Genomic DNA, 13,146 nt, shown 5'->3' with positions numbered 1-13,146 from the left:
AGCACCTAACGCAATCCGTTAAGTAGCTTCTTTTACTTATTTTGATAGTACACGACGTGCTTGGACATAATTTAACTTCGCCCAAGTGGAAGATAAACTTTGCTTGACGACTGTGCCTGAAGTTGAAAGACTGATAAACTGGTTACCACCCATGTAAATGCCTGTCTGTGTGATCCGTGTACGTTTGTTGTCTGTGGAGAAGAACAAGACGTCCCCTTTTTGTAAATTGGATTTTGCGACGGCTGTACCTACTTTTGCTTGTTGGCTGGCCATTTTATACGTTAAGTCAATTCCTTGTTTTTTATAGACGTAGTACGTAAATCCAGCGCCAGTGAAAGTAAGGGACTTTTCATCATAGACATAGCCAAATTTCGCTTTTCCAGTCAAACTCGTCGCAAAATTGACGACTTTATCTGCCGATGTTGCGCTCGTACTTGGAGGTGTTGGTTTAGTTGGTGTTGTGTCCGTCTGATTGGTAACGACTCTTTTTGCTGTAATGTAGTGGTCGTTGTAGTAGTCCACAAGCAATACACGTGAGATGACACCACCTGAATTCGGAATGACGACACGATGTTCCCCTGCGTAAATACCGACTAAACTAGGGTTTGTTGACCCTTTTACACTGTTAAAGAATACGAGATCACCTTTTTGTAAATTCGAGCGGGAAACTGTAGTTCCTTTTGCTTGTAATGTTTTAAGGTTCGTTGCATTCAAGTTCACACCGTTTTTCTTGTATACGTAGTTTACAAATCCTGTGCTCGTGAATTTCTTTGCGCTTTCATTATTGACCGATCCGATTGTAGCTGTATCTTTCAAATCATAGGCAAGGCTCACAACTTTGTCTCCAGTCGTTGCTGGATTTGCAGGTAGAAGACTAGGAATCACTCTTCTTGCACCCATATATGTTTCGGTATAATAAGGTTTGCTATCCATATCAGAAATAACGATGTTCTGTTTGGAATCAGCCATATGAATGACTTTGTTATCTCCGATGTACATGGCAACGTGGTCGGGATCTGTACCTGTTGTTTTGCTTTTAAAGAAAAGGAGATCTCCTTTTTGCCATTGTCCTTTTGCGACAGGTGTTCCTTGTTGCATCATGTAGTTCTCATTATAAGTTGCTAAATCGACACCATTTTCCTCAAATACATACATCAAGAATGTTGCACAAGAGAATTTGTAAGGGTATGTAGGCTTATATACCGCTGTACTGTAAGTCGCTTTGCCGATCAGGCTTTTAGCTGTATTTATGAGCTGGTCTGCTTTTGCATTGACCGTTTGTTGACTAGCTTGCGTAGTGAGCGTAGCAGCTGATACTGTAGTTGTTTGGTCTAACGCTGGAACTGCGAATGAACTAACACTTAAACAAGTAACAAGTGCTGCAGAAAGTAGTTGTCTTTTCATCTGATACTGACCTCCAAGAAAAAGATTTGATCGCTTCGAAAACGATCGTAGCATGATTTACAATCCATTTTTGGAGGGAATATTCGCCATTCTTCGGTAGGGTTTTCGAAAACAACTGGTAGTTATACGTTCATCCAGCTTTTTTACAATTACATTACAACGAAAAATAGGTAAATTACGGAACAAAAAAACGTGTAGCTCATCGCTATCACGCTTTTTTGTATGTATACGTAAGTTCGTTCAATGCAGAATCGACAAGTACATGCAAATCATGCCCATCAAAAAACCAATGGTCTCGCTTTTCGACATAAAATAGAATGCCTTCTTTTTCAATTTGCACATATACGTCATCTGGTTGTTCTTTTGTAACACCTATTGAGAAACCTTCATGTAACGGACTTGAGCCACCGTAACGCGCAAAAAACTTGATGGCATCACCATGTTCTGCATCCATATCCTGTTTAAACCAGCGTAGTGCCTCGTCAGAAATTACGATTTGCATCATGCATCCACCTTTCAAGTGTCGTGCTTATTCTTACAACCATTTTACTTTCGGTTCAGTTCCGGCTTTAATGCGGCTGATATTTGCACGGTGTCGGTAAAAGATGAAAATGCCCATCAATCCGACGACAATCATTAAATAGAAATCTCCTGTCCACACATAGTAGGCAATACAGTACATGAAACCGACGACCGCAACGATCATTGATGAGAGAGAAACCATTTTCGTCATTTTGAGTGCCAACAGAAATGTCAGAAGTACAATGATGAAAATTGGCCAGTTATAGCCGAGTAAGACACCCCCTGATGTTGCAACCGCTTTTCCACCTTTGAATTTCGCGAAGATCGGAAAGATATGTCCGATGACCGCAAAAAAGCCGATGAAAAGGGGATGTATGCCTGTCGAGGTGAAAAACGGGATAAATGTGATAAGTACTGCAGCAGTTCCTTTTAAAATATCAATAATCGTAACGATAAGGCCAGCTGTTTTCCCTAATACGCGAAATGTATTTGTGGCGCCTAAATTTCCGCTTCCATGTTCGCGTACGTCCGTATTGTAAAAGACTTTGCCAATCCATAATGCAGATGGAATGGATCCGAGCAAATATGCGCTCAAAATTAGTAAAAAAATGTCCATAATGCTCCCCTTTATAGCGTAATTCAATACAATAAGTGTAGCAGAAGTTAGGGAAACCGACAATGCACGTAATTTGGTCACCTACACGGTAAAAAATCACGTGAACTTTTTAAAGTTGTGCTAACATTTTCCTCATGTAATTGCAATAAAGCGGTTTCTTCTATACAATTAATTGAGCGAGCTTCTTGAAACGTTGATTTGACAACATTTAGAGGAAGCGTTACGATAACAGATATTTAACAAAGAGAACATTCGTTTGATGGGGGTTGCGATTTGACGAAGAAAGAAGAAGTTTATACGTATGATGATGATTCCATTCAGGTACTCGAAGGACTCGAAGCAGTTAGAAAGAGACCTGGTATGTATATCGGTTCGACGGATTCGAGGGGACTGCACCACCTCGTGTATGAAATCGTCGACAATGCGGTTGACGAAGCACTTGCTGGGTACGGTTCAGAAGTACATGTGACATTACACCAGGACGGCAGCATCGGCGTACGTGACTATGGGCGTGGGATGCCGACTGGAATGCATAAAACCGGAAAACCGACAACGGAAGTTATTTTAACTGTTTTGCATGCTGGTGGAAAATTTGGCCAAGGTGGCTATAAAACGAGTGGCGGTTTACATGGTGTAGGTGCATCAGTAGTAAATGCGCTTTCCGAATGGCTAGAAGTGACGATTTGCCGTGACGGCAAAAAGTTCCGCCAACGATTTGAACGTGGCGGCAAACCTGTTACGACGTTAGAAGAAATCGGAACGACGAAAGAAACGGGTACGTTGATTCATTTCAAGCCGGATCCAACCATGTTTTCTACAGTTAAATACCAATACGAAATTTTAGCAGAACGGTTAAGAGAATCAGCTTTTCTTCTAAAAGGCTTAAAGATCGTCTTAACAGAAGAAGGTTCCGATAAACACGACGTATTTCATTATGAAACGGGCATTCAAGCGTTCATCGCATATTTGAACGAAGAAAAAGATGTCTTGCATGAAGTCGCTTATCTTGAAGGTGAGGCTGACGGAATTGAAGTTGAATATGCATTTCAATTCAGTGATGGCTATTCAGAAACCATTTTATCATTCGTCAATAACGTAAGGACGAAAGATGGCGGGACACATGAAACAGGAGCGAAAAGTGCGATGACGCGCGTGTTTAATGAATATGCGCGCAAGACAGGCATCTTAAAGGAAAAGGATAAGAATTTGGACGGTTCGGATATTCGTGAAGGGATATCTGCGATTGTGTCTGTCCGTATTCCTGAAGAAATTCTACAGTTTGAAGGACAGACGAAAGGGAAGCTTGGTACGAGTGAAGCCCGTACGGCGACAGACGCCATCATTTCTCAGCATCTTCTTTATTTCTTGGAAGAAAATGCGGAATTGAGCGCGAGTCTGATCCGAAAAGCGATTCGTGCACAACAAGCTCGTGAAGCAGCACGTAAAGCCCGTGAAGATGCTCGTTCAGGGAAAAAACGCAAACGGTCAGATACACTTCTCACAGGTAAGCTGACGCCTGCACAGTCTAGAAACGCTTCGAAAAACGAATTGTATCTTGTCGAGGGTGATTCAGCAGGCGGTTCTGCAAAACAAGGTAGAGACCGGACATTCCAAGCTATTTTGCCGTTACGTGGTAAAGTCATTAATACCGAAAAGGCGAAGCTTGAAGACATCATGAAGAACGAGGAAATCAATACGATTATTCACGCGATTGGTGGCGGCGTAGGAGCCGATTTTCAATTGGATGATATAGCGTATGACAAAGTAATCATCATGACGGATGCCGATACAGATGGTGCCCATATCCAAGTCCTTTTGCTAACGTTTTTCTATCGTTATATGAAACCATTAATCGAAGCAGGAAAAGTATACATTGCACTGCCACCTCTTTATAAAGTCTTCAAAGGGACAGGCAAGAAAGAACAAATCGCTTATGCGTGGACAGAAGCTGACCTTGACGAAGCAATCAAGAAAATTGGTAGAGGGTATATGCTCCAACGCTATAAAGGTCTTGGTGAAATGAATGCCGATCAGCTATGGGAAACGACGATGAATCCTGATACACGTACGCTGATTCGTGTAACGATTGAAGACGGCGCACAATCGGAAAGACGTGTGACGACGTTAATGGGAGATAAAGTCGAGCCACGTAGAAAATGGATTGAAAGTAACGTGGACTTCGGTACAGAAGAAAAGAATATACTTGAGAATGAATTTTTGCATGTTGAGGGGGACTTTGAATGACTTCAACTGAACGGTACCAAGATCTGCCGCTAGAAGAAGTAATCGGGGATCGTTTTGGTCGATATAGTAAATACATCATTCAAGATCGAGCACTACCAGATGCACGAGATGGTTTGAAACCCGTACAAAGAAGGATTTTATATGCAATGTTCCATGAAGGGAATACGCACGATAAAGCCTTTCGTAAATCTGCAAAAACCGTGGGGAATGTAATCGGTAACTACCATCCGCACGGTGATACGTCTGTTTACGATGCGATGGTACGGATGAGTCAGGAATGGAAACTTCGCCATCTGATGATTGATATGCATGGGAACAATGGTTCGGTAGACGGCGATTCGGCAGCTGCAATGCGGTATACAGAAGCAAGACTGTCCGCAATTGCTTCTGAAATGCTCCGTGATATTAACAAAGATACGGTTGAATTCGTGCCGAACTTTGACGATACAGAACCGGAGCCGACTGTTTTACCGTCTCGTTTTCCTAATTTGCTCGTCAACGGCTCTACGGGGATTTCTGCAGGGTATGCGACAGACATTCCACCGCATGCTTTGCATGAAGTGATCGACGCTGTATTGATGCGCATGGATGATCCTACGGTATCTGTAGATGATTTAATGACAGTATTGAAAGGTCCTGATTTCCCGACAGGTGCGATTATCCAAGGAACGGATGGTATCAAAACCGCATATGAAACTGGACGAGGACGTTTTGTCATTCGTGCGAAATCCGAAATTGAGCAATTAAAAGCTGGTAAGTCACAAATTGTCATCACTGAAATTCCGTATGATGTCAATAAAGCAAACCTCGTAAAGAAGATGGATGAACTTCGAGTCGATCGTAAGCTTGATGGGATTGCCGATGTACGTGATGAATCAGATCGTACTGGTCTCCGAATTGTCGTTGAGTTGAAGAAAGATATGGACGGCAATGCGATTTTACAGTATTTATTAAAAAACACAGATTTGCAAATTACGTATAATTTTAATATGGTCGCTATTTCAAATCGTCGACCTACACTTATGTCATTACCGATGCTGCTTGATGCGTATATTGTTCATCAAAAAGAAGTCGTAACGAGAAGATCAACTTATGATATCCAGAAAGCAAAAGACCGTTTACACATTGTTGAAGGATTAATAAAAGCTTTGTCCATTTTGGATGAAGTCATTAAAACGATTCGGGCTTCCGCAGATAAACGGGATGCAAAAAACAACTTAATTACAAAGTTTTCGTTTACAGAAGTTCAGGCGGAAGCAATTGTTTCCCTACAGTTGTACCGCTTAACGAATACGGATATAACTGAGCTTCGCAAAGAAGATGAAGAGCTACGGAAACTGATCGAAAAGTTGAACGCCATCTTGACAAGTGATAAGAAGTTAGCTTCCGTCATTAAGAAAGAACTGATGGAAATTCGGAAGCAATTCTCTGAACAACGTAGATCGGTCATCGAAGAAAAGATTGAAAGTATTAAAGTAGACCTTGATATCCTCGTTCCTAGTGAAGAAGTTGTCGTGTCTGTAACGAAAGATGGTTACGTGAAGCGTACGAGCATGCGTTCGTACAGCGCGTCAAACGGCACTGGCCAGGAAATGAAGGATTCTGATTATAGTTTACTTGAAGCAGTCATGAACACACAGCATCATTTGCTATTGTTCACTTCACTCGGTAATTATTTATATCAACCTGTACATGAATTACCGGATATTCGATGGAGAGATCTAGGCCAACATATTTCGAGTATCATTTCCTTAGAACCGAATGAAGAGATCATTGCAGCAATCGGCATCGAAAGTTTCGACGAGCAAACAGCCGTTCTCACAGTAGCAGACAATGGAAACATAAAACTATCCAAGTTAGCCGACTTCCAAGTACAACGCTATTCAAGGACTTTCAAAGCGATGAACTTGAAGAAAGGCGACAAAATGACGAATGTACAGCTTGTAACAGGCGAGGAAGATGTTATTCTCTTCACGGAACAAGCTTATGCATTACGCTTCTCTTTATCGGAGTTATCGATTACTGGCGTTCGTACTTCAGGTGTTAAAGGCATTAACTTAAAGTCTGGCGATAAGCTTGTTTCCATGCTCGTACTGCGTGATGAAGCGGAATCCATCGTCATTGGAACACAGCGAGGATCCATTAAACGCATTGCCTTGAAAGAATTTGAGCAAGCTTCAAGAGCACAACGTGGGATGGTCGTGCTAAAAGAGTTGAAGGCAAATCCGCATCGAATTGTCGGAACTGCACTCGTCAAACCTGGAGATACAGTCATTTTGACGACGACAAAAGATAACAAAATTCCAATTGAAACAGGGAATTTACGGTTAGTCGATCGTTTATCCAATGGTAGTGCGCTCGTGGATGAAACAAGGGACGGTAAAGTACAAGCCGTCATTAAACCAGTGACAGCTGATCCAAAAAGTTAATAAATACGCTCGTCTCATCAGTTCACGATGAGACGAGCGTATTTTTCATTGCTTCGTAAAAAAAGAGTGACTTTTCCTTTGATTTGCCGTATACTAATTCGACAACCGAAATATATAGAAGAATGGGGAAGTGCCATGTGGAACAATCGTAATGTTTGGATTATCCTGAGTGGTGAGATGATTGCAGGTCTCGGATTATGGACGGGAATCATCGGTAATCTTGAGTTTCTTCAAGCAAAAATACCCTCTGATTTTGTCAAAGCCATTATCTTATCGATTGGATTACTAGCAGGTATTATTGCAGGTCCAACGGCAGGACGGATTATTGACCAATCACGTAAAAAGACTGTATTACTTATAGCAGGTATTGGGAGAATGATCAGTGTCGTTTTCATGCTGCTTGCCATTGCTACGGGCTCTGTTTGGTGGATGGTCGCATTCATCGTCTCGATTCAATTAGCGGCAACGTTTTACTTTCCAGCCCTGCAAGCTGCAATTCCGCTTGTTGTGAAGGATAAAGATCTGTTAGCCATGAATGGCTTGCATATGAACGTAGCAACGATAGCAAGGGTAGCAGGCACTGCATTAGCTGGTGTCATGCTTGTGTATTGGTCATTAGCATCGTTGTACTGGGTTTCCTTATTGGCATACGGCTTGTTACTAGGGTTTACGCTTATGCTGAAAATTGATGAAGGGAAGGGGAGTGACGAAGGGAAAAGTGCAAAGCAACGTGAAAACAGTGGATTTATGGATGTGTTCCCAGTGTTAAAAGCATTTCCGACTGTCGGTATGACGCTTGTTATGACGTTAATCCCGTTATTATTTATCGGCTCCTTTAACTTGATCGTCATAAACATTAGTGAAATCCAAAATTCTTCATCCATTAAAGGACTCATTTATACGTTTGAAGGCATTGCGTTCATGATTGGATCGTTTGCGGTAAAATACATCGCACAGAAATGGAAGACGACGGTTATCTTATTTTTCTTTGCAACGATGGTTGCAGTTGCAGAGTTCATGCTCTTTTTTGCAAGTAGTGTCGTTATGACACTTAGCGCATTTGCGGTGCTAGGTTTTGCGTTAGGTTGTTTTTTTCCAACAGCAATGGTCATTTTTCAGAAACAAATGCCAAAAGCATATCACGGCCGGTTTTTCTCATTCCGTAATATGTTAGAACGGGTCATGTTTCAAGTCGTGTTAGTGAGCACAGGCGCATTTTTAGATATCGTTGGGTTGCAAACAATGGTCATACTATTTGGGATGATTAGTTTAACGTTAACGGTGTTATTTTATGTATTGATGAAAAAGAAAAATATCACTTTTGAACAGCCACAAATTGAAAAACCCGCAGCAGAAATCGTGTAAATGATTTGCTGCGGGTTTTTATGTAAAAAAACGCGTTTCATCTCACTGTTTCAAGTATACTTAATGATGATATTTAACTGCCCAAAATAAATATTATGTTAACTTAAATTTTTAACAAAGAAATAGGAGATTATTTACCACGATCCCCTAGAAATTTTAAACTATATTCGATTAGATCATTTATATACAATCCACGGGATTTCGCAAGTACTCTCAACTCTTCAAGTAACGATTTTTGATAAGTTGTTTTAAAATGAATACGGTCTTTCGGTCGATCGGTTTTGCAAATAGTAATATTTTCTTTGGTGTTCAATAGCTGATTAATACATCTTTCCAACAATCGATTGATTGGAACGTTTTGTTTTATCGCAAGTTGTTTAACGGGCTCTAATCGTTCTATACTTATTGTAGTTCTAAAGCGAATGCGTCCTTGTGCAGTTTGAAATTTCCCTAATAATTTTAGATTATTAGGATCACTATGGAAAAACATTCGACTCTTTTTATAAGCAATATGATTAGAGTCACTATTCAAGTAAATAATTTGAGCTAGTGTAAGTACTTGTTGTTTTCCTTTAACCCAGACTCGATAAATATTCTTTTGAGATGAAGTACTCTTGGTTGTCTGTAGAAAAGGGTTAATATTCCAGCACTCAATAGTTTTCATAATCCCCATAGCGAATTTAAAACTCGCAGTCGTAATATTTAAGCTATATCCCTCCCGATCAACCCATCCATCCCCATCAATTACACCCCGTATAAATGCAGGCAAGTATTGTTCAGGGACGTCAGGAAATGGCACAGTATAAGACTTGTTTGAAGTAATGCCTAATTGCTTTAAATCCTCTTTAATAATTTTTGAGTTGATGATTAACAACGGTGTCTTTCGTGTCCCTATTGGATCCCTGATAACTGGATGTGCTCCCATAACTGCCGCAACTTTCCGCAAAATAGTTTCATCTTTTTGTGCAAGGCTAATACTGTGAAGGTCTTTTTGGACATTTCCATCCGTAATAAATAACCCAAGTACCCAAGCCATTTCATGTGTCCACGTCTTAAAAAAATGTTCATTCACTTGGTAAATACGTGGTCTACCGATTGGCTTTCTTTCAATACCATGTTTAACTAATACATTACGAATAGCACGATTTGTTATGCCGATATTTGAGCTCATCTCTACATAGGACATACCACTTACATACATTTCAATAATATGTTCGTCCGTAATTCCCCTTTTTCTAGCCATTTATCCCACCCCACCCTATCGCTTATTGAAATCTTTGTTCATCTCCATCATACGAACTTTAGTTCCTATGTGCAAGTAACTCTATAAATAAAACATGCCCTCTCTCAAGATTCATGAGAAAAGACATGTTGAGCAATTTTATCGATGATAAACAACTCGATCGGTTGCTTGTAAAGTTTGAATATCCTTAGCGCCAATTCCAAACATGGCCATTCGCAATTCCAATTCTTTCGTTTCCATGACCGTCATAACGTCTTCAACAGAAAGTGTTGCTTCTTTCAAAATCGATCTGCCGAAGCCTACCATATCAGCACCTAACGCAATTGTTTTCGCAGCATCTAGCCCCGTATACATGCCGCCACTTGCTACGATCGATGTATTTGCAACCTGCTCACGAACGCCAATGACACAATCGACGGTCGGATTGCCCCAACCACTAAACGTTTCTGCGGCAGCGCGTTTTACTGGGTCGTTTGAACGGAATTTTTCGACTTGGCTCCAAGAAGTTCCACCTGCACCAGCTACATCGACAAACGAAATGCCGGCGTCACACAGTTTCTTGGCAGTGTTCCCATCAATTCCCCAACCGACTTCCTTCACGCCTATCGGTACGCCTAATTCTTTCGTTAATTGTTCGATTTTTAAGAGTAAGTCTTTGAAATTCAAGTCTCCATTCGGTTGGATGACTTCTTGAATCGTATTTAAGTGAAGCACTAATGCATTCGCATCTGTCATTTCGATAATTTGTTTACATTGTTCAACGCCAAATCCATAGTTTAATTGAACAGCGCCTAAATTAGCGATGATTGGCACATTCGGTGCATATTGTCTTACTTGAAATGATGACCGATGTTCTTCGCTTTCGATTAGGGCACGCATTGAACCTAATGCAAGGATCCATCCTTTTTCTTCCGCAGCAATGGCCAAGTTCCGATTGATTGTTTCGGCAAATGCAGCTCCACCTGTCATCGAACTAATAACGAACGGTGTCGGTCTTTGCTCATTTAAGAACTTGCTTTCAATGGAAATCTCATTAAAGTCAATCTCAGGTAGTGCATTATGAATAAATTGAACTTTTTCAAGTCCAGTCGAAATGTTTGTACCCGTTACTTTTTCATTAAGCGTAATCTCAATGTGTTCGGCTTTCCGTGTATGGATCGAATCCGTCATACGATTAAATCCCCCTTTTCTATCCTCTTTGTGCCTTCCATGCAGACAGTCAAATTCAATGGTTCGATGCCCGCTTGTCGCCACTCTCTCTTTAATGAATCAACAAACGATTTTTCTGAAACGAGCGCAATACCACAATCACCACCGCCTGCACCCGATGTTTTACCAGCTCCGTACTCATTCGCAATCTGTATCAAAGCTTGCAAACTAGGTGTTTCAATGACGGCATCCAATTCTTCACTTAACGCTTTCAATGCATTACGATTTGCGGTTAGACTCTGTAGAGCGCCTGCTAAATTGTTCGCTGAAAAATGTTTAACCATTGACAAAACTGCCTCTGTGCTCTGGTCTATAAAAGCCGCATAGCGATGTGGCCGCTGCGTTTGTAATGCACGAATACGGTCGATCATCTTCACTGTCGACATTTCGCTCCCTGTCCATCCGACGACTAATTCCAAGTCGGCTGGTGGCTGAATAGTTGTCGCTTGTAAACCAGGCCATTGTTTGGCAACAAGTGTATGGACGTCTACCCCGTCTTCAAGTTGTTCGATCAACCACTTCGCATCAAATGTACGATAATGAAGCCATCCCCCGTAAGTTGACGCTGCAATGTCAGCACAAGAACCACTTCCTTGCGTCGTGAAGTGTGCAATTGCTGCTAACTTATAAATCACTTCATGCGACAAAGGAATCCCATGCGCATGATGTTTTTGTAAAATAGCGCTTATAACTGCAACAACGACCGCCGCACTTGACCCTAAACCGTATTTTTTGCCCGTAGCGAAATCATCCAGTTCACTGTCAATTGTTAAGCTGAATGGTTCCACTTGAATACCAACATGTCGTATGTATTGATGACAAACGGTAATGGCATTTTGGATGAAGGTTAGTTTTGGTGCATACGTACAGAAGTGTAATCCGTCATCCGTTTCGGACCAAGACATTTTTGAAAAACCGATTTGGGGTAAGTTGACGACAAATTCCGGACTGTCTATTAGATGCGCATACACATACCGGTCGATAGCTACAACAACACTATGCCCTCCTGGTTCCAACACAGCATATTCTCCTGCGATAAACAACTTACCTGGTACCCTGACGGTTAAGGTTGGTGGTTTCATACATCGATTCCTTCCTTCATGTAGTTAAATAGTGGATACCAGGTCCTGGATGGCAAAGGAATAGATCTTTCACGCACATCAGCTGTTTCAACCTGTCCATTACGACCCTTTCATCTGCGGGTTGGCAAATCACTTTAACATTCGGACCTGCATCGATTGTAAAATATGCCTGTATGCCGTCTTCTCGCAATTCCTGAACTGCTTGCATCACTTCAATCGTGGAACTCATCCAATACATGAATGGAGGGTTAGCGCCTAATGTTGTGGCGTGCATTTTCATCGCATTTCGTTCCAGCACCGTTCCTAATTGTTCAAACGTACGGTTGGCGATTGCTGCACGCGTTGCAAGTAGATCCGGTTCAAGCGAAGCTAACCAACCGTCGTAAAAAGGGGATGTTTCAACCGTCCTTTTCATCCCTTCTCGACTTAGAACCTTTTTCTGTTTCGCTTCGACCATGACGGATATTATGCTCAGTTGCCAGTCTTCTTCTGAAAGAAGTTGCGTGGCGAATGAATCGGTTCCATCATTCTTTTCACCCATATGCCATTCGACGAATCCCCCGTATATCGACCGACACGCTGAACCAGATCCTTGTCGAGCAAGAATGGATAGTCCTGCATCAGATATTTCATACCCAAGCGCTTTCGTAGAAGCTGCAGCCAGTGCTGCAAAGCCTGAAGCGGATGAGGCGAAACCTGCAGCAGTCGGAACATTGTTAGAGGACTCCACGACTGCATACCCATGATGCTTCGTCGTTTTTCTGACGAGGTCTAGAAAAGTTGAAATTTTGTTTTGTTCTGCACCACCAAGTTCCACTCCGTCCAATACGAACACATCAGATGCTAAGTCGTCTTGGAAAGTAACCGAAGTTGTTGTATAAAACTGGTCGAGTGTAATGGAAATGCTATTATTCATCGGAAGGAACAATTGTTCGTCTCGTTTCCCCCAATATTTAATTAGCGCAATATTCGTATGCGCTCTTGCAGTTGCTTTCATCAAAAACCCTCACTTCATAATCTGTTCTGCTCTTG

At 41.5% G+C, this 13,146-nt stretch carries 10 protein-coding genes; 3 read left to right on the top strand and 7 right to left on the bottom strand.

What is annotated here, in order from left to right; translation table 11 throughout:
* Positions 1-36: 36 nt before the first annotated feature.
* From QT711_RS16600 to plsY, 3 genes are all read right to left on the bottom strand, one after another.
* Entirely contained in the window at positions 37-1,404 is a 1,368-nt protein-coding gene (locus QT711_RS16600; protein ID WP_317946116.1) for a C40 family peptidase, read from the bottom strand.
* 208 nt (positions 1,405-1,612) lie between these two features.
* Complete coding sequence (locus QT711_RS16595) at positions 1,613-1,906, bottom strand: HesB/YadR/YfhF family protein (protein ID WP_317946114.1); 294 nt, start codon at positions 1,904-1,906, stop codon at positions 1,613-1,615.
* Between the two features lie 33 nt (positions 1,907-1,939).
* Positions 1,940-2,542, bottom strand: a complete 603-nt coding sequence (plsY, locus tag QT711_RS16590; RefSeq protein WP_317946112.1) for a glycerol-3-phosphate 1-O-acyltransferase PlsY — start codon at positions 2,540-2,542, stop codon at positions 1,940-1,942.
* Positions 2,543-2,815: 273 nt separating this feature from the next.
* Here plsY and parE point away from each other — a divergent pair, with 273 nt between their 5' ends.
* From parE to QT711_RS16575, 3 genes are all read left to right on the top strand, one after another.
* Positions 2,816-4,786: a DNA topoisomerase IV subunit B gene (gene parE, locus QT711_RS16585; RefSeq protein ID WP_317946110.1), complete on the top strand. Its 1,971-nt coding sequence runs from the start codon at positions 2,816-2,818 to the stop codon at positions 4,784-4,786.
* Entirely contained in the window at positions 4,783-7,215 is a 2,433-nt protein-coding gene (gene parC, locus QT711_RS16580) for a DNA topoisomerase IV subunit A (RefSeq protein ID WP_317946108.1), read from the top strand. The genes parE and parC overlap by 4 nt, the downstream gene beginning before the upstream one ends.
* 135 nt (positions 7,216-7,350) lie before the next feature.
* The gene (locus QT711_RS16575) at positions 7,351-8,580 is read left to right on the top strand and encodes an MFS transporter (protein WP_317946107.1); all 1,230 of its coding nucleotides are present in this window, start codon (positions 7,351-7,353) and stop codon (positions 8,578-8,580) included.
* Between the two features lie 130 nt (positions 8,581-8,710).
* Here the strand turns inward: QT711_RS16575 and QT711_RS16570 are convergent, their stop codons facing one another.
* The 4 genes from QT711_RS16570 to mvaD form a co-directional block, all read right to left on the bottom strand.
* The gene (locus QT711_RS16570; RefSeq protein ID WP_317946106.1) at positions 8,711-9,823 is read right to left on the bottom strand and encodes an LAGLIDADG family homing endonuclease; all 1,113 of its coding nucleotides are present in this window, start codon (positions 9,821-9,823) and stop codon (positions 8,711-8,713) included.
* Between the two features lie 138 nt (positions 9,824-9,961).
* Positions 9,962-10,993, bottom strand: a complete 1,032-nt coding sequence (gene fni / locus QT711_RS16565) for a type 2 isopentenyl-diphosphate Delta-isomerase (RefSeq protein WP_317946103.1) — start codon at positions 10,991-10,993, stop codon at positions 9,962-9,964.
* Positions 10,990-12,114: a phosphomevalonate kinase gene (locus QT711_RS16560; protein WP_317946101.1), complete on the bottom strand. Its 1,125-nt coding sequence runs from the start codon at positions 12,112-12,114 to the stop codon at positions 10,990-10,992. The genes fni and QT711_RS16560 overlap by 4 nt, the downstream gene beginning before the upstream one ends.
* Before the next feature lie 16 nt (positions 12,115-12,130).
* Positions 12,131-13,111, bottom strand: coding sequence for a diphosphomevalonate decarboxylase (mvaD, locus tag QT711_RS16555; RefSeq protein WP_317946099.1), 981 nt, complete (start codon positions 13,109-13,111; stop codon positions 12,131-12,133).
* Positions 13,112-13,146: the final 35 nt, after the last annotated feature.

This window comes from Sporosarcina saromensis (genome assembly GCF_033253735.1).
Taxonomy (GTDB): Bacteria; Bacillota; Bacilli; order Bacillales_A; family Planococcaceae; genus Sporosarcina; species Sporosarcina saromensis.
This window is presented reverse-complemented; position numbering and strand designations above follow the sequence as displayed.

Coding starts and splice junctions, on each gene's coding strand:
- QT711_RS16600 (WP_317946116.1), bottom strand. CDS start 1,404: ATGAAAAGACAACTACTTTCTGCAGCACTTGTTACTTGTTTAAGTGTT.
- QT711_RS16595 (WP_317946114.1), bottom strand. CDS start 1,906: ATGCAAATCGTAATTTCTGACGAGGCACTACGCTGGTTTAAACAGGAT.
- plsY (WP_317946112.1), bottom strand. CDS start 2,542: ATGGACATTTTTTTACTAATTTTGAGCGCATATTTGCTCGGATCCATT.
- parC (WP_317946108.1), top strand. CDS start 4,783: ATGACTTCAACTGAACGGTACCAAGATCTGCCGCTAGAAGAAGTAATC.
- QT711_RS16575 (WP_317946107.1), top strand. CDS start 7,351: ATGTGGAACAATCGTAATGTTTGGATTATCCTGAGTGGTGAGATGATT.
- QT711_RS16570 (WP_317946106.1), bottom strand. CDS start 9,823: ATGGCTAGAAAAAGGGGAATTACGGACGAACATATTATTGAAATGTAT.
- fni (WP_317946103.1), bottom strand. CDS start 10,993: ATGACGGATTCGATCCATACACGGAAAGCCGAACACATTGAGATTACG.
- QT711_RS16560 (WP_317946101.1), bottom strand. CDS start 12,114: ATGAAACCACCAACCTTAACCGTCAGGGTACCAGGTAAGTTGTTTATC.
- mvaD (WP_317946099.1), bottom strand. CDS start 13,111: ATGAAAGCAACTGCAAGAGCGCATACGAATATTGCGCTAATTAAATAT.